This is a genomic window from Bradyrhizobium sp. ma5 (assembly GCF_042258955.1).
Classification (GTDB): domain Bacteria; phylum Pseudomonadota; class Alphaproteobacteria; order Rhizobiales; family Xanthobacteraceae; genus Bradyrhizobium.
The window spans coordinates 2921836-2938719 of the sequence record NZ_CP170156.1 but is presented as its reverse complement, the minus strand read 5'-3'; the positions used below and the strand labels follow the sequence as shown (position 1 = coordinate 2938719).

The following is a 16884-nucleotide window of genomic DNA, read 5'->3' as shown; positions in this document are numbered from 1 at the left end:
GCAACGGTGCATGGCTGATCAGGGCTTGGTGAAGGAAACGGCGTGTGCCGTCGTCGAGAAACTGAAAGCCGGCGACGTCACGCCGCTCGACCTGCTCGATGTGCTGGAAAAGCGCATCGCCGAGGTCGACGGCAAGGTCAACGCGCTGCCGACGCTCTGCTTCGACCGCGGCCGCACCCATGCCAAGGCCCTGATGCAGAAGCCGGCCAGCGAGCGCGGCCTGCTTGCGGGCCTTCCCGTTCCGATCAAGGACCTCACCGCCGTCTCCGGCGTGCTCACCACGCAGGGCTCGCCGATCTTCAAGGACAATGTCCCCGCGAAGTCAGACATCCTGGTCGAGCGCCTCGAACAGAACGGCGGCGTGATCTACGCCAAATCGAACACGCCGGAATTCGGCGCCGGCGCCAACACCTTCAACGAGGTGTTCGGCCCGACCCGCAATCCCTGGGACACATCGCGCTCCGCCGCCGGCTCCTCCGGCGGCGCCGCGGCGGCGCTGGCCAGCGGCACCGCGTGGCTCGCGCACGGCTCCGACATGGGCGGCAGCTTGCGCAACCCGGCGAGCTTCTGCGGCGTCGTCGGCCTCCGGCCGTCGATCGGCCGCGTCGCACAGACGCCGAAATTCGGCGTCGACCGCACGCTCGGCCAGCAGGGACCGATGGCGCGCAATGTCGAGGACCTCGCGCTGCTGCTCGACGCGATGAGCGGCGAGCATCCTGCCGATCCGCTGTCGCTGCCGGTGCTGCCGACATCGTTCCTGTCGGCGACGCGGTCGGGCAGCAAGCCGAAGCGCATCGCCTATTCGCCCGATCTCGGCATCACGCCTGTCGATCCCGAGGTCAAGGCGGTGACCCGCAAGGCCGCGGAGCGTTTCGCGGAAGCCGGCGCGATCGTCGAGGAGGCGCATCCCGACTTCCGCGAGGCCCATGAATGCTTCCACGTGCTGCGCGCGTTCGATTTCGCGATCAGCAAGGCCGAATTGCTGCGCACCAAGCGCGACCTGCTCAAGCCCGAAGTGATCTGGAACATCGAGGAAGGGCTGAAGCTCACCGTCGAGAAGCTCGAACGCGCCGAGGCGCAGCGCGTCGCGATCACCGCGCGTGCGCTCGAGTTCTTCGAGCGATACGACCTGCTGCTGGCGCCCGCGACCATCGTGCCACCATTCCCGGTCGAGAACCGCTATGTCGACGAATGCGACGGCAAGAAGTTCGACAATTACGTCGAATGGCTCGGCATCGTCTACGCGATCACGCTGGCCTGCTGCCCGGCGCTGTCGCTGCCCTGCGGCTTCACCGCGTCTGGCCTGCCGGTCGGCCTGCAGATGATCGCCAAGCCCCGCGCCGAGGCGCAGCTTCTGGCCGGCGCGAAAGTGCTGGAGGACATTCTGGGCGTGCGCGGCACCACCCCGATCGATCCGCGCGCGCCGAGATCCTAACCCTCATGGTGGAGAGCGTGGGCAACGCCCTCCACTTCGTCATTGCGAGCCAACGGGTCGCGCGAACGCGCGCCCGATGACAGGCTCCGCGAAGCAATCCATTGTCATCGAGCGCGCAGAGCGATGGATTGCTTCGTCGCGTCGCTCCTCGCAATGACGGGGCTACCTATCTCCATGGGACGAAGGCATAGACTGCAGACGATCTGCTCTACGCTTTTTCTTCCGTCGCATGCAGCGCGGCGGTGAGCGCGAGCTTGGTCTGCTCGACGATCTCGTCCATCAGTTCCTCGCGGCTGATCTGGCCGACCTCGCCGGTGAGCAGGCCCTGCTCGGCAAGCATCACGATGCCGTGCAGCCCGGCCCAGATCTTCAGCGCCTGCCGCTCGCGCAACAGCCCGACGGCCGGCGCCTCGAACGACTCGATCAGCAGCGCCAGCGTTTCCATCGCCGCGACGTGCAGCTCGCTGCCGAGAGGCGCGCAGGCCATGGTTCTGGACGCGAACATCAAGCGGTAGATGCCGTGGCGCTCGAGCCCGAAGGCCAGCGCAGCCTGGGCAAAGCGCGACAGTTTCGAGGCGTTGCCGGGCTGCGCGATCGCCTCGCGCATGATCACGTTGAACTGCCGGAACGCTTCCGCGGTCACCGCCTCCAGCAGCGCTTCGCGGTCAGCGAAATGCCGATACGGCGCCGGTTGCGAGACGCCGAGCTGCTTGGCCAGCGCCTTGATGCTGATCGCTTCGGGGCCACCGAGCTCGACCTCGCGCAGCGCGGCCTGGATCAGCGCCTCCCGGAGGTCGCCATGGTGGTAGGTTTTGAACGACTTACGAACGATTTGTCCCATCGAGATGCTGATCACCGGTCGGCCAAGCTAAAGCGGATACGCCACAATAGCGACATCGGGCGTTCAGGTCACTTCCATCCGCGGACGAGACGTCCATTGGCAATTAACCGCGAAATCGGCAAGCGCGTCCATTAGAAAGTCTATCAAGATCACCCGGGGACTCCGACTTGCTTAACGGGTTCCCAGCCGGGGTCCAGGCGGCCGAAGGGCTCGGGATTCCGCACGCGAGACGGCCATCATGCCCGGCCGCCTGCGACGATACGGATCGTAACCGTAGGGTCGCGGGGCCAGCACGGGCACCAGGGCCGAGGAGCGCGCAGGGGCAGCGCACTCCTCGCTCCAACGTCGTCAGGCGTTGGCGCCGCCATCGACCGTGAGACCGGCGCCATTGATCGAGCCGGCTTCGGGACCGGCGACAAACGCGACCAGGGCAGCGACGTCATCGGCCTTGCCGTAGCGCTTGATCGCCATGCGCGCGCGCTGCGCCTCGGCCTGCTCGCCATCGGCCGGGTTCATGTCGGTGTTGGTGGAGCCGGGATGGACGATATTGACCGTGATGCCACGGCCGCCGAGGTCGCGGGCCAGGCCCTGGGTCCAGGCAATCAACGCCGACTTGCTCATCGAATAGAGGCTCATGCCGGCATCGGGCACCCGGCTGGCGAGGTTGCTGCCGATATTGATGATGCGGCCGCCCTCGCCCATGTGGGCGACCGCGGCCTGCGATGCGACCACCACCGCCCGCACGTTCACGGCCAGCGTAGCATCGATATCTTCCAGCGTGACCGCATCGATCGAACCGCCGCCGCGGAAGATGCCGGCATTGTTGACCAGGATATCCAGGCCGCCGAACGCCTTGGCGGCTGCGTTGACCGCACCGCGCACGGCGCTGGCGTCCGCGCTGTCCGCCTGCAGCGCCAGCGCACGGCGGCCCTGTTTCCTGATCTCAGCTCCAATGGCTTCCGCGCGATCGGCCGAGCGTTCATAGGTGATGGCGACGTCGGCGCCTTCGGCGGCAAGCCGCCTGGCGATGGCTGCACCGATGCCGCGGCTGCCGCCGGTGACGAGGGCGCGTTTTCCCTGCAGGGACTGGGTCATGTTCGGCTCATTTTGTTGGTGGCGATATATCTGTAACGATCGACACAGAATTAGGAAGCTTGCGCCGGCACGTCAAGTGAATTATTTAGTGATCGACACAGAAATGGACGAACCAATGGCTGAGCGTGGCCGCCCCCGGAATTTCGATAAGGACGCCGCTCTGGCGCGCGCGATGGAGGTATTCTGGCTGAGGGGCTATGAGGGCGCCTCGATGGCTGACCTCACCTCGGCGATGGGTATCGCCTCGCCCAGCCTGTACGCTGCCTTCGGCAGCAAGGAGGACCTGTTCCGCAAGGCGCTCGACTATTACGTGGCGAGCGAAGGTGGACTGATCTGGGGTGCGGTGGCAGAGACGCACACCGCCTATCAGGCCGTGGAAACCTTCCTGATGCAGACCGCGCGCGTCTTCACCCGCCGCTCACGCCCGCCCGGTTGCCTGGTGGTATTGTCGGCGCTGCATCCGAACGAACATTCCGAGACCGTGCGGCGCGAACTCGTGCAGCGGCGCGCGCAGGCGGTGACCGAGCTGCGCGAACGTCTGCGCCAGGGCGTCGAGCGTCGCGAGATCTCGCCCGCGGCCGACCTGGACGCGATCGCCCAATACTACATCACGGTGCAGCAGGGCATGTCGATCCAGGCGCGCGACGGCGCCACCCGCAAGCAGCTCGAGCAGATCGCAGCAGCCGCCCTCGCCGCCTGGGGCCCGCTCACCGCGCCGACGGCGCGCAAGCATTAAGGGAGCGCGTCTCCCGGGAGTGCATCGGCTCGGTCAGCGCTCATCCGGGTCTCTCGCGAGCTACATCCAGCCGGCTTCGGAAAGAAATCCCGGAACCTGATCGAGTGCGGCGGCAACCTTGTTCGGGGAGTAGTCCGGCAACGGCTGACGGCCCGTGCCGCGGTCGATCCAGATCGCCCGGAAGCCGAGATCGCGGGCCGCGGCGAGGTCGAGATGCGGGCTGGCCCAGATATGGACGAGCTGCGGCTTGTCGATTCCGATCGACGCCCAGGCATATTCGAATGTTTCGCGGGATGGCTTGTAGGCGCGGGCCTGCTGCGCAGTGATCACCCGATCGATGTGCCCGCCAAGCTGCGCGACGTTCCCGGCGATGATCGCATCGTCGGTGTTCGAGATGATCGCCAGCTTGAAACCCGCGGCCTTCAGACGGCCGAGCGTGGCGACGACTTCCGGAAAGGGCGGCATCTTGCCGATCGACGAGGTCAGGATCTCCGCATCGTTCGGATCCGAGGGCAGTGACAACTCGGTCATGGCGGCTTCGAGCGCCCTCGCCGTCACCTCCCTGAACGACAGATGCGGGCGGCTCCGCTCGAGGGCATGTTCGTGGCGATCAAACACCGCGATGAACGCACGCGGCTCGATCCGCGATCCGGAGCGGGCCAGAATTCGATTGGTCGCCGCGATCAAGCCCTCATCCCATTGGATCAACGTCCCATAGCAATCGAACGTCAGCCAGTCCGGACGCGGGCCAATGAGTGTCATCGCAAATCCCCTCCACCCTTCCGGGGAAGGTTGGCGATTCCTCACGTCATTTGGAAATTAAATTCCTCAATGACTTCGATCGAATATCCAAATGATGAGACCCAGCGGTGGGACGCGCGCAGTTTTCGCTTGACGCGCGAGCACGACGATAATGTAATATGCTATAACTTGGCGAGCCGGCTAAAGGGCCGGCCGCCCAAGCAAGCTGGACTTGCATAAACTAAGATGAGGAACCCGGCGCGCTCCACCTGTGCGCCAGAGCCGAGGGAGAGTGCTTGCATGTCCAAGCTCAAAATCCGCGTCGACCAGGACAAATGCCAGGGTCACGCCCGCTGCAAATCGCTCGCCCCCGAACTGTTCGAGCTCGACGAATTCGGCAACGCCCACGAAGTCGGCGACGGGACCGTTCCGGCCGGGCTCGAGGACAAGGCCTGGCTCGCGCAGACCAACTGCCCGGAAATCGCGATCGAAGTCACCGAGGAATAGCAGCCCGCAGGGATGGCCGCGTGCCTCCCGTTGAGCCGACCAGCATTTGATCGAACGAGAAGGAAACGAGCCGATGTCCGATTCCCCGTCCGCAAGCTTTCTGCCCGAGCATCCCCCGGTCACCGATTGGGTCCATGATTTCGACCATACCGATCCGGTCTGGACCGACGACCCGTTCCCGATCTGGGAGACGCTGCGCGCGGCCTCGCCGGTCGTGCATACCGAGCGCTTCCTCGGCTGCTACATGCCGACCACCTATCAGGCGGTGAAGGAGATCGCTTACGACACCGAGCACTTCTCCTCGCGCCGAGTCATCGTGCGCGATGTCCGCCCGGAGATCTCGGCCCGCGCGCCGCCGATCACCTCCGATCCGCCGGAGCACAAGCCCGCCAAGCAGGTGCTGCTGCCGCCGTTCACGCCGGACGCGATGAAGCGGCTGGAGCCGCGGGTGCGCGCGATCTGCAACGAGCTGATCGACGAATTCATCGCCGATGGCCATTGCGACGCCGCGGCGCGCTACACCAAGCACATCCCGGTGCGCGCCATCGCGCACATGCTCGGCATCCCCGAGAAGGACGGCGACCTCTTCATTAAATGGATCCACCAGATCCTCGAGCTCGGCATCAAGGACGAGAACGAGATGATGAGCGGCGTGCGCGAGATGACCGGCTACTTCATGGCCCATCTCGAGCAGCGCAAGCTTGAGCCGGGCGACGATCTGATCTCGCAGCTCTTGCGGGCCAAGGGCCCCGGCGGCCAGCCGCTGACCGACGAGCACGTGCTCGGCTCGCTGCGGCTGCTTTTGATCGCCGGCATCGACACCACCTGGAGCGCGCTCGGCTCCTCGCTCTGGCACCTCGCCAAAACGCCCGCCGATCGCGAGCGCCTGGTCGCGGAGCCGGCGCTGATCCCGACCGCGATTGAGGAATTCCTGCGCGCCTATTCGCCGGTGACGATGGCCCGCGAGGTGATGAAGGAAACCACGATCTCCGGCTGCCCGGTCAAGGCCGGCAACATGGTGCTGCTGTCCTTCCCCGCGGCCAACCGCGACCCCGCCATGTTCCCCGATGCGGACAAGGTGGTGATCGACCGCAAGGAGAACCGCCACGCCGCTTTCGGCCTCGGTATCCACCGCTGCGTCGGTTCCAACCTGGCGCGGATGGAGATGCAGGTGGCGATCGAGGAATGGCTGAAGCGGATTCCGGATTTCCGCCTCGACCCGGCCGGCAAGGTGACTTGGTCCGAAGGCACGGTGCGCGGCCCGCGTCAACTGCCCGTTCTGTTCGGCAAGAACGCCTAAAGGAACAGGACAGCAGTTACATCGCACCACGCAAATGCGATAGGTTGCCCCGGAATCGCGCCAGAGAATCCGGGGAGGCCTGCCAATGTCCGAACAAACCGCTCAATCCGCGAGCGACCATCTCGACATCCATGACGTCGAGCGGCGGGTCAAGGCGATCTTCATCGGCTCGGTCGGCAATCTCGTCGAATGGTACGATTTCTACGCCTACACCGCGTTCGCACTGTATTTCGCGCCGGCGTTCTTCCCGCACAGCGATCCGGTGGTGCAGCAGCTCAATGCCGCCGTGCTGTTTGCCGCGACCTTCCTGATGCGCCCGCTCGGCGGCTGGCTGTTCGGCTACATCGCCGACCGCTACGGCCGGCGGCTGTCGCTGACGCTCTCGGTGGTCTGCATGTGCTTCGGCTCGCTGATCATCGCGGTGACGCCGACCTATGCCACGATCGGCATTGCCGCACCGGCGATCCTGGCGCTCGCCCGCATCATCGAGGGCCTGAGCCTCGGCGGCGAATACGGCGCCAGCGCCACTTATCTCAGCGAGGTCGCCGACGCCAAGCATCGCGGCTTCTATTCTAGCTTCCAGTACGTCACGCTGATCGGCGGCCAGCTCACCGCGATCATCGTGCTGCTGTTGCTGCAGAAGGTGTTCCTGACGCCGGACGAGCTGAAGGCCTGGGGCTGGCGGATTCCGTTCGTGATCGGCGCTATGCTCGCGATCTTCGCGGCGGTGATGCGGCGCGGCCTGCACGAGACCGAGGCGTTCGAGGAGGCCAAGAAGCTCTCCAAGCCGACCGGCTCGATCGTCGGCCTCCTGAACTATCCCCGCGAATTGCTGCTGGTGGTTGGCCTCACCGCCGGCGGCACCGCGGCGTTCTATACCTTCACCACCTACATGCAGACCTTCGTGAAACTGTCGGTCGGCCTCACCGAGGACCAGACCACTTTCGTGATCTTCGGCTCGCTGATCTTCGCGACCTTCCTGCAGCCGATCTATGGCGCGCTGTCCGACCGGATCGGCCGCAAGCCGCTGCTGATCTTTTTCGGCGTCGTCGGCACGCTGGCGACGATCCCGATCCTGACCGCCCTGAAGGAGACCAAATCGCCCTTCATCGCCTTCCTCCTGATCTGCAGCGCCTGGATCTTCGTCGCCGGTTACACCTCGATCAATGCGATCGTGAAGGCTGAGCTGTTCCCGACCAATGTCCGTGCGCTCGGTGTCGGCCTGCCCTACGCCATCACGGTGTCGATCTTCGGCGGCACCGCGCCTGCGGTCGCGCTCTATTTCAAGAGCATCGGGCATGAGGACTGGTTCTACTATTATCTCAGCGGCATGATCTTCCTCTCGCTCCTGATCTATTCGACCATGCGCGACACCAAGCACGATTCCGCGATGCATCGCCACGAATGATGACGCCACGCCGATGATCGACGACGCCGAGCCGCCCGAGAGCAAGCTGACGCGCAGCAAGCAGCGCTGGGCGCGCGAGGGCAAATTCCTCACCGGCAGGATCACCCGGCCGGACGAGCAGCGCCTGCCGCCGGGACAGCATCTGACGGCCGACTGGCCTGTGCTCGATCTCGGATTGATGCCGAACGTGACGCGGGAGCGCTGGCGGCTCGACGTCTACGGCGCGGTCGAGCAGACGATCTACTGGACCTGGCCGCAATTCGCGGCGCAGCCGCAGACCCAATTCGTCTCCGACATCCACTGCGTCACCACCTGGTCGCGCTACGACAATCAATGGGAGGGGCTTTCGACCCGCGACCTGCTCGCCGCCTGCCGGCCGCGCGATGACGCACGCTTCGTCGCGCTGCATTCGTATGACGGTTATACGACGAACCTGGCGCTCGAGGATTTCGCTGCCGAGGACGCGCTGCTCGCCCATAGCTGGTCGGGCAAGCCGCTGGAGCAGGAGCATGGCGGCCCGGTGCGGCTGGTGGTGCCGCATCTCTATTTCTGGAAGAGCGCGAAGTGGCTGCAGCGCATCGAATTCCTGACCGAAGATGCGCCCGGCTTCTGGGAGGTGCGCGGCTATCACAATCGCGGTGATCCCTGGGCCGAACAGCGCTATTCTGGCGACTGACACCCAACACAATGATGGAGCCTGCCCGTGCCGCATGAACGCTTTCAATTCACCGGTGTGGGCGGCCATCAGCTTGCCGCAGCACTTGATACGCCTGATGGCCCGATCAAGGCCTATGCGCTGTTCGCGCACTGCTTCACCTGCGGCAAGGACGTGCTGGCGGCCAAGCGCATCGCGGTCGCGCTGGCCGCCAAGGGCATCGCCACGCTGCGGTTCGACTTCACCGGCCTCGGCTCGAGCGAGGGCGATTTCGCCAATTCGACGTTCACATCGAACGTCGCCGATCTCGTCCGCGCCGCCGACCATCTGCGCGAGACGCGCGAGGCGCCCGCGATCCTGATCGGTCACAGCCTCGGCGGCGCCGCGATCCTCGCGGCCGCAGGCCGGATTCCCGAGGCGAAGGCGGTCACGACTATCGCCGCGCCGTCCGATCCCGTCCATGTCACGCATTTCTTCAAGGACCGGATCGAGGACATCCGCGCGCAGGGTGAAGGCGAAGTGTCGCTCGCCGGCCGCCCGTTCCGCATCAAGCGCGAATTCCTCGACGACGTCGCGGAGCAGAATTTGATGGCGCAGGTCAAGCAGCTGCACAAGGCGCTGCTGGTCATCCACTCGCCGACCGACGACACCGTCGGCATCGACAACGCCACCAATATCTTCATTGCGGCCAAGCACCCCAAGAGCTTCGTCTCGCTTGCCGGTGCCGATCATCTGCTGAGCGGCAAGCAGGATGCCGCCTATGTCGCCGACGTGATCGGCGCCTGGGCCGAGCGCTACGTCGACCTCGCGCCGCAGCCTGTGGCCGACGCCGGCAGCGCGCCGCGCAACCTCGTGGTGCAGGAGACCCGCAACGGCAAGTTCCAGCAGATCGTCACTACCGGGCCGCACCGGCTGATCGCCGACGAACCGGTCAGCGTTGGCGGTAATGACACCGGCCCCGGGCCGTACGATTTCCTGCTCACGGGTCTCGGCGCCTGCACCTCGATGACGATGCGGATGTATGCCGACCGCAAGTCGCTGCCGGTCGATCGCATCACCGTAACGCTTCAGCACAACAAGATTTATGCGAAGGATTGCGAGGAGTGCGAGACGCGCGAGGGCATGCTCGACCAGATCGATCGCGTCATCAGGATCGAGGGCGACCTCGATGCTGACCAGCGCAAGCGGCTGATGGAGATCGCCGACAAGTGCCCGGTGCACAAGACGCTGACGTCGGAGGTGCGGATCGTCACCAAGGCGGCGGAGTAAGGGGCGCACTGAAAATATCGAAAACAACCCCATGCACAGTAGCCGGCGGCCAGCGGCGTTCGACAAGGCGACTTGACATGTCGGGCAACTCGGGGGTATTCTTCTATTATTCCGAAATCATGCATGCCTCTCTACCCACGCGCCGGGCGCTTGCCGGTCAGGCAGTTCGCCATGATGCGGACCGCGGCGCCGATCTCGTTCTCGCGCCAGGCGGCGAAGCCGAGCAACAGGCCGTGGTCGTGCGGCCGCTCCAGTGCGAGGCTCGACAGCGCGCGCACCTCGACCCCGGCGGCGACCAGTCGCGCCACGGCGCTCCGGTCCGGGGCGCCATCCCTGAAACGCGCGATCAGCTGCATGCCGCCCGGCGGGACCTCGGCCGTGAGCACTGGTTCGAGGTGCCGCGCCAGAGCCGTGGCTAAGTGGTCCCGGCGCGCGCGATAGATGCGCCGCATCCGCCTGACATGCGCCAGGAAGTGCCCGTCGCCCATGAAGCCGGCCAGCGCCTCCTGGACGTGCACGGAGGCCATCAGCCCGAGGTGGCGCTGCGCGATCTCCATCGTCCGCGCCAGTTGTGGCGGCACCACCAGATAACCGATGCGGATATCGGCGGTCGTCGCCTTGGCGAAGGTGCCGAGATAGAGCACGCGTCCCTCGCGATCGAGCCCTTGCAGGGCCGGCATCGGGCGGCTGTCATAATGAAACTCGCCGTCGTAATCGTCCTCGACGATCCAGGTCTTGCCGGGCTCGGCCGCCGCCAGCAGCTCGGTGCGGCGTGCCACCGGCATCAGCCGCCCGGTCGGATGCTGATGCGAGGGCGTCGTGAAGATGAGCTTCGGCGCGCGCGCCTCGCGCGTCCGTATCATGCCCCATTGATCGAGCCTGACGCCGACGACGTCGGCACCCGCCGCGCGAAACGCCGCCGCGGCGCCGGGATAGCCGGGATCTTCGGTCCACACCGCATCACCGGTAACAATAGTGGTCGCGGCGATCAGCGTCAGCGCCGCCTGCGCCGTCGGCAGGATCAGGATCTGATCGGCCTCGGCGCGCACGCCGCGGCTGATTTCGAGATAGTCGCGCAAGGCCTCGCGCAGGCTGGGCCGGTTGATCACGGTCTGGTCGTTGAAGCGACGGCGCAGCGCGCTGCGCCGCAGGCAGCGCGCCCAGATCTCGTGTGGAAACTCGCGCGCATCCGCGAGCCCAGGACGCAGCGGCCGGAAATCGGCCTGGTAGGACAGCGGCCAATCCATGCCCGAGAGCTGCAAGGCCCAGGGCGACAGTAGCGGCTTGCGGGCGGCATCGCCCCGCGGGGCCGGCACCGCCCTGGCGAAGCGCGCCTCAATATCGTCTGACACCACCGGCCGCCGCCGCGCGGCGACGCGCAGATATCCCTCGGCCGCGAGCTGCTCGTAGGCGTGCGTGACGGTGTTGCGCGACACGTCGAGCTCGGCCGCAAGGGTGCGGCTCGATGGCAGCACGGCCCCGCTCCTGATCCGGCCGCTTGCCATCAGTCCGCGCAGCTGCTGCGTCAGCTGCGCGGTCAGCCCGGCATCATCGGCACGCTTCAGCGCGAGCAATTCAGCGAGAATCAATCTGGCTCCTTTGATCTGTCAAATCTGGCTCTTTCGAGAGAGCCAGCGCGATCCTATTCAGAAGCGGTATCGCCTGCAAGGATGCCGCCCGTGAACCAATCACTCTCCCCTGCCAAGGCCACCGCCCTGTTCATCGTCGTGGTGCTGGCCTGGGGCATCAACTGGTCGGTGACGAAATCGCTGGTCGTGTCGGTGCCGCCGCTCTGGACCGCATCGATCCGTAGCTGGGTCGCGCTGGTCGCCCTGCTGGTGATCCTGCGGGCCAGCGGCAATTTGATCATTCCGCGGATCGCTGATGTTCCTGTCGTGCTCAGCGTCGCGCTGCTGCACATGACGTTCTTCTCGACCTTGGTCGCGGCCGGCCTGCGCTATCTGCCGGCCAGCAAGGGCATCGTGCTCGGCTACACCACCCCGCTGTGGGTCGCGCTGGCCGCTGGCGCGGCGCGGACCGAACAGCTCGGAACGCTGAAGCTGGTCGGTGTCGCGCTGGGGCTCGCCGGCCTCTGCGTGATCCTCAACCCGGCGTCGCTGGACTGGAGCAACCTGCACGTCATCGCCGGCGCCGGCATGATCATCCTCGCCGCGATCTGCTGGGCCGCCAACATCATCTACATCCGCTCGCATCGCTGGATCGCGACGCCGCTGCAGCTGCTGCTGTGGCAAGTGCTGGTCGCGACGCTGGTGTTGACGATGACGGCGCTGGTCACCGAGGGCGTTCCCGCGGTGACATGGTCGCCGCACCTCGTGCTGCTGTTCCTCTATTCCGGCTTCATCGGCACCGCGCTGGCCTATTGGGCGATGTCCATGGTCAACAAGAGCCTGCCGGCGCTGACGACCTCGCTCGGCACGACGGGGACGCCGATCGTCGGCATCGTGACCGCGGCATTGCTGCTCGGCGAGCCGATCGATCTGTCGCTCGCGATCGCCGCGGCGCTGATCGTCGGCGGCATCGCGTTGAGCGCGCTCGCGGACGCGCCGGCGCGGGCGTAGTTAGGGCCTGTACTCATAGATTCGTCACGTCCGCTTCGATCTCGGAAGCTGACGTCGAAACCGACATCGCTGCATGTCGGCCTTGGGCCAAATGCGGACCCAGTCATGAGGACCTGCGTATCGGTGTCGGATACCGTTCTTGCCTCTACGAGCTCATACTTGGACGCAATATCACAGAATCGTACCAACGCCTTGATGCGGCACTCTCCGCCGGAATCGATAGATTCAAGGCCTTTGTCGCGAAGTCGATGGCGACAACCGCCGTGATATCGGCGACGCTGAACTGGTCTCCAGCAAGGAATTGCACTTCCACTAAGCGGCTCTCAAGATCGCGGTAGAAGTCGGCGATGCGACGCCGGCCGCGCTCGACCAACTCCGGAATTTGGTCGTAGCCATGGGGCCCCGCGATTGCGCGCCCTTTGAGGGCGGCGAGCCCGTTGCGCACGGTTTCCATCACCGCGGCGAAGCCCTCTATCTCCATCCGGCGCTCCCACATGAAGATGGTCGCTTTCTCCTTAGGAGAACTACCGAGCAGCGGCGGGTTCGGATACGCTTCTTCGAGATAGCGAACGATCGCCGGCACTTCCGCAATGGCCGTCCCGTCGTCAAGAACGAGGGTGGGCACGACGCGTCGCGGGTTGATTGCCGCGTAGGCGTCCGAGAACTGTTCGCGTGCGCCGAGGTCAACCGGCACGAGGGGCATCGTTATGCCCTTCTCCGCAAGGTAGATTCTGACGCGGCGCGAGTTGGGCGAGCTGGAAGACTGGTAGAGCCTCATGACCTATCTCCCGAAGTCAAAGCTTTGAGCCACCGCCGACCTGGATGGTGTCGCCGGTCACCCAGCGGGCGGAATTGGAAGCGAGAAAGGTCACGGTGTCGGCGACGTCGTCGGCGTGACCGATGCGCTGCAGGGCTTGCATCTTGAGCGCGTAGTCGCGGCCCTCATCCGTCTTGGTGAATTGCGACATGTCGGTGTCGATGATGCCCGGTGCCACGGCATTGACGCGGATGCCACGCGGTCCGAGCAGCGAGGCGAAATGCCTTACCATCGTGTCGATCGCGCCCTTGGTGGCGGAATACGCCGACAACTGTCCGACAGCGGCCCGCGCCGCCAGTGACGACGTCATCACGATGCTGGAGCCGTCCCCCATGAGCGGGAGCAACTGCTGCACCAGGAAGAACGGTGCGCGGACGTTGACCGCGAACATGCGATCGAAATCCTCGACGGTCTGCGCTTCGATGGTGGCGGGCACCGCAACTCCTGCGTTGGCGACCAGAATGTCGAGTTGGCCGACGACGAGCCTATGCACCTCGGCGGCGAGCCGCTGCGCGCCGTCGGACGCGGATAGATCGACGCCGACGGCATCGGCCTGCCCACCGGCTTCGCGGATTTCCGCGACCAGCGAGTGCGCATCCTCAGCGGAATTACTGTAGTGAACGATGACGCGGGCGCCGGCGAGAGCGAGCGCGCGGGCCGTGGCGCGGCCGATACCTCGGGAGGCACCGGTGACGAGGGCGGTTCGGCTGACGAGATCGGTCATGGTTGTTCTCCTGGTTGGATTGCTATCGGGGTACATTTACGCGGCGGTCTTGCCGCCGTTGACGCTGATGATCTGGCCGGTGATGAACGACGCCTTGCGCGAAGCCGCGAACAGGATGGCGTCCGCGAGTTCCTCGGGGCGACCCGCGCGCTTCAGCGGAATTCCCGCGACCATCCCGGCCTTGCGATCGGCGGAGCCGGTGAACCTGTCGAGCATCGCAGTCTCTATCGGACCGGGTGCGATGGCGTTGATGCGAATGCCGAAGGCGGCCGCCTCCAGAGCGGCGGATTTGGTCAAGCCTTCGACAGCGTGTTTGCTGGCGACGTAGAGCGAAGCATTCGGCGCGCCGCGGCTGCCCATGGTCGACGAGATGTTCACGATGCTGCCGAAGCCCTGCGGCTGCATGACCCGTAGCTCGTGCTTCATCGACAGCAGGACACCGAGCACATTGGTGTCGAACGTCGCCGCGTAGCTTTCTGCGGTTTGCTCGGTCACCGGGCCGGGCGTGCCTTCCGTGCCGGCGTTGTTGACCGCCACGTCGAGCCGGCCGAACCGCTTCGTCGCCTGCTCGACCAGTGCCGAAACGTCGCTCTCGCGCCGGACATCGGCGCGGACGAATTCGGCTTCGACGCCGTGCGAGCGGAGTTCGCCGGTCAGCGCACGGCCTGCATCGTCGTGGCGACCGGATACCACCAGGCTGGCGCCCTCGCGGGCGAAGGCGAGCGCCGTGGCGCGGCCGATGCCGGTAAGGGCACCTGTAATCAGGACAACGGGATTGCTCATGTCACTCTCCAGCTGGTATGGCCGATATGCTTGACCGGCCTAGTTAGCCAATCCGTTCGCAACGGGGGCCTCGGAGACGTTTGCGTCGGTACGACTTGATTGACAGAAGATTTAGTTGGGGATGGCGTCTTTGAGAAAGACTTCGTAGAGTTCGAGATATACTTTTGAGGCATAGATATGGAGCTACGACACCTCCGTTATTTCGTCGCGGTGGCCGAGGAGGGTAGCTTCTCGGTTGCGGCCGAAAAGCGTCTGCACACCGCGCAGCCATCACTGAGCCGTCAGATCCACGATCTCGAGCTGGAGCTCGGCGTGCAGCTGTTCGTGCGCGGACCGCGCGGCATCGAACTGACTCCATCCGGGCGTGTGTTCCTTGACCATGCCCGAGTGGCTCTGCTGCAGGTCGAGGCCGCCGCGGAAGCCGCTCGCCGCGCTGCTCAACCGGAGAAATCGGCCATCACGATCGGATTTCTCACCGGCTACGAAATGGATTGGCTTCCGGCCGTGATGAACATCCTGCGCGGCAAGCTGCAAAGCACCGAAATCACGATCCGTAGCGAAGACTCGCCCGACCTCGCCGCCGGACTGGTGCGCGGCACGATCGACCTGGCGTTCCTGCGTCCGGAGAAGCACGCCGCGGGCTTGCAATTCAAGTTGCTAAGACAGGATCCGGTGCTGGCCTTTATGCCTAGCGACCATCCGCTCGCCGCGCGCAGCGCGATCCGGCCCCAGGATCTGGCGAATGAAGTGTATGTCGGCGTGTCCCCGGTGCGGGCGCTGGTCTTGCGAACCGCGATCGAGGGGTTCTTCAAGCGCCACGGACTGACGATCAAGCCTGCGCATCAGGCAGAAAATCTGGCAATGGCGGTCTCACTGATTGCCTCGACCGGCGGCATCAGCCTGCTTCCGCTCTATGCGCAAAATCTGCTGCCGAAAACCATCATTAGCCGTCCGATACAGGGAGCACCGATGGTCGATCTGGTGATCGGTTACAACGAGGCTAACGGTTCACCGATGCTGAAGTTTCTGCTCTCAAAGCTGGATGAGATCAAGTTTCAGGTCTCGAGTCGCAATGGCAGATGATCTGCCGGATCCAGCCTTGGTAACCTAGGTCAAATCATCAGGATACGTCGGCGATCGGCAGAGATGAATGCTTGGCTCAGGAGTCCGCTTCGGGTCAAGATCGGTCCTGCCATCGCTCGAATTGGACGCAAGTACGTCTCCAATCGTCTCGAAGCGGACGCGGGATTGGAAGGGCTCCGGGCTGAACATGGCCGGCCTCACCAGCTGAGGAGGTCAACATGACTGATATCGCAAGCACCATCCCGGCCGTCTCGAAACACGTTCCTTGGAACAAGGGGAGGATCGTCGGCGCAAAGCCGCCGCTCCGTCCGAAGCACGTCTGGTCAATCCGAACCAAGCTCGAGGTCGAAGGCCGAATGAGGGATCTGGCACTGTTCAACGTCGCCATCGACAGCAAGCTGCGCGGCTGTGACGTCGTAGCTTTGAAAGTCGATGACCTTGCGCCGGGCGGATATGCGGCCAACCGTGCCAGCGTCCGACAAAAGAAGACCGGCCGGCCAGTCAAATTTGAACTGACGGAATCGGCCCGGCAGGCAATCGACGATTATCTGCGGGCTACTGGTAAAAAGTTAGGAGAACACCTATTCACTGGCCAGCGGCGGAGTGGACATATGACGACCCGCCAATATGCCCGTCTCCTATCTCACTGGCTCGCGGACATCGGATTGGACCCGCACCTGTTCGGCACGCATTCCCTTCGCCGAACCAAGGCGACCCTGATCTATAGACGGACGGGCAACTTGAGAGCTGTCCAACTCTTGCTCGGTCATACCAAGATTGAAAGCACCGTCCGATATCTCGGCATTGAGGTCGATGACGCCTTGGCCATAGCGGAACGGGTTGACGTCTGAAGTGCCCGGGCAGAGCGGACATACTCTGCCCGACCTGCCTCCGACGCTTCGGGCCAACAG

Annotated in this window: 17 protein-coding genes; 10 read left to right on the top strand and 7 right to left on the bottom strand. The window is 64.8% G+C overall.

Translation table 11 applies throughout. From position 1 onward, the window contains the following. Positions 1–10: 10 nt before the first annotated feature. Entirely contained in the window at positions 11–1435 is a 1425-nt protein-coding gene (locus ACE103_RS13510) for an amidase (protein ID WP_375779824.1), read from the top strand. 208 nt (positions 1436–1643) lie between these two features. On the opposite strand, the gene ACE103_RS13505 is transcribed toward ACE103_RS13510, so the two are convergent. After that, entirely contained in the window at positions 1644–2276 is a 633-nt protein-coding gene (locus tag ACE103_RS13505; protein ID WP_375779823.1) for a TetR/AcrR family transcriptional regulator, read from the bottom strand. A 348-nt stretch (positions 2277–2624) separates the two neighbouring features. After that, a complete protein-coding gene (locus ACE103_RS13500; protein WP_097670495.1) occupies positions 2625–3371 on the bottom strand; it encodes an SDR family NAD(P)-dependent oxidoreductase in 747 nt (248 codons plus the stop codon). A 115-nt stretch (positions 3372–3486) separates the two neighbouring features. On the opposite strand from ACE103_RS13500, the gene ACE103_RS13495 reads away from it, so the two are divergent. Continuing rightward, on the top strand, positions 3487–4107 hold the full coding sequence (locus ACE103_RS13495; protein WP_375779822.1) for a TetR/AcrR family transcriptional regulator: 621 nt from the start codon (positions 3487–3489) through the stop codon (positions 4105–4107). Between the two features lie 60 nt (positions 4108–4167). Here ACE103_RS13495 and ACE103_RS13490 read toward each other — a convergent pair whose 3' ends face one another. Next, complete coding sequence (locus ACE103_RS13490) at positions 4168–4869, bottom strand: haloacid dehalogenase type II (protein ID WP_375779821.1); 702 nt, start codon at positions 4867–4869, stop codon at positions 4168–4170. 279 nt (positions 4870–5148) lie between these two features. Here ACE103_RS13490 and ACE103_RS13485 point away from each other — a divergent pair, with 279 nt between their 5' ends. From ACE103_RS13485 to ACE103_RS13465, 5 genes are all read left to right on the top strand, one after another. Then, positions 5149–5355 (top strand): ferredoxin, encoded by a 207-nt coding sequence (locus tag ACE103_RS13485; protein WP_375779820.1) that lies wholly within the window; start codon positions 5149–5151, stop codon positions 5353–5355. A 73-nt stretch (positions 5356–5428) separates the two neighbouring features. Beyond that, the gene (locus ACE103_RS13480; protein ID WP_375779819.1) at positions 5429–6655 is read left to right on the top strand and encodes a cytochrome P450; all 1227 of its coding nucleotides are present in this window, start codon (positions 5429–5431) and stop codon (positions 6653–6655) included. 85 nt (positions 6656–6740) lie between these two features. Beyond that, positions 6741–8063, top strand: a complete 1323-nt coding sequence (locus ACE103_RS13475; RefSeq protein WP_375779818.1) for an MFS transporter — start codon at positions 6741–6743, stop codon at positions 8061–8063. A 13-nt stretch (positions 8064–8076) separates the two neighbouring features. After that, positions 8077–8739, top strand: a complete 663-nt coding sequence (locus ACE103_RS13470; RefSeq protein WP_375779817.1) for a sulfite oxidase-like oxidoreductase — start codon at positions 8077–8079, stop codon at positions 8737–8739. A 27-nt stretch (positions 8740–8766) separates the two neighbouring features. Further along, positions 8767–9987 carry an alpha/beta fold hydrolase gene (locus ACE103_RS13465; protein ID WP_375779816.1) on the top strand — a complete coding sequence of 407 codons (1221 nt, stop codon included), beginning with the start codon at positions 8767–8769 and terminating at the stop codon, positions 9985–9987. Between the two features lie 131 nt (positions 9988–10118). Here ACE103_RS13465 and ACE103_RS13460 read toward each other — a convergent pair whose 3' ends face one another. Next, the gene (locus ACE103_RS13460; RefSeq protein WP_375779815.1) at positions 10119–11576 is read right to left on the bottom strand and encodes a PLP-dependent aminotransferase family protein; all 1458 of its coding nucleotides are present in this window, start codon (positions 11574–11576) and stop codon (positions 10119–10121) included. An 81-nt stretch (positions 11577–11657) separates the two neighbouring features. Between ACE103_RS13460 and ACE103_RS13455 the strand changes: the two genes are divergently transcribed. Continuing rightward, a complete protein-coding gene (locus ACE103_RS13455) occupies positions 11658–12566 on the top strand; it encodes a DMT family transporter (RefSeq protein ID WP_375779814.1) in 909 nt (302 codons plus the stop codon). A gap of 145 nt (positions 12567–12711) precedes the next feature. Here ACE103_RS13455 and ACE103_RS13450 read toward each other — a convergent pair whose 3' ends face one another. From ACE103_RS13450 to ACE103_RS13440, 3 genes are read right to left on the bottom strand one after another with little or no spacing between them, the layout of a single operon-like run. Further along, positions 12712–13344, bottom strand: a complete 633-nt coding sequence (locus ACE103_RS13450; protein ID WP_375779813.1) for a glutathione S-transferase family protein — start codon at positions 13342–13344, stop codon at positions 12712–12714. Between the two features lie 16 nt (positions 13345–13360). Next, positions 13361–14107: an SDR family NAD(P)-dependent oxidoreductase gene (locus tag ACE103_RS13445; protein WP_375779812.1), complete on the bottom strand. Its 747-nt coding sequence runs from the start codon at positions 14105–14107 to the stop codon at positions 13361–13363. A 36-nt stretch (positions 14108–14143) separates the two neighbouring features. Beyond that, a complete protein-coding gene (locus ACE103_RS13440) occupies positions 14144–14890 on the bottom strand; it encodes an SDR family NAD(P)-dependent oxidoreductase (protein ID WP_375779811.1) in 747 nt (248 codons plus the stop codon). 177 nt (positions 14891–15067) lie between these two features. Between ACE103_RS13440 and ACE103_RS13435 the strand changes: the two genes are divergently transcribed. Together ACE103_RS13435 and ACE103_RS13430 are read left to right on the top strand one after the other, a co-directional pair. Beyond that, positions 15068–15973 carry a LysR family transcriptional regulator gene (locus tag ACE103_RS13435; RefSeq protein WP_375779810.1) on the top strand — a complete coding sequence of 302 codons (906 nt, stop codon included), beginning with the start codon at positions 15068–15070 and terminating at the stop codon, positions 15971–15973. Positions 15974–16191: 218 nt separating this feature from the next. Then, positions 16192–16824 (top strand): tyrosine-type recombinase/integrase, encoded by a 633-nt coding sequence (locus ACE103_RS13430; protein ID WP_375779809.1) that lies wholly within the window; start codon positions 16192–16194, stop codon positions 16822–16824. Positions 16825–16884: the final 60 nt, after the last annotated feature.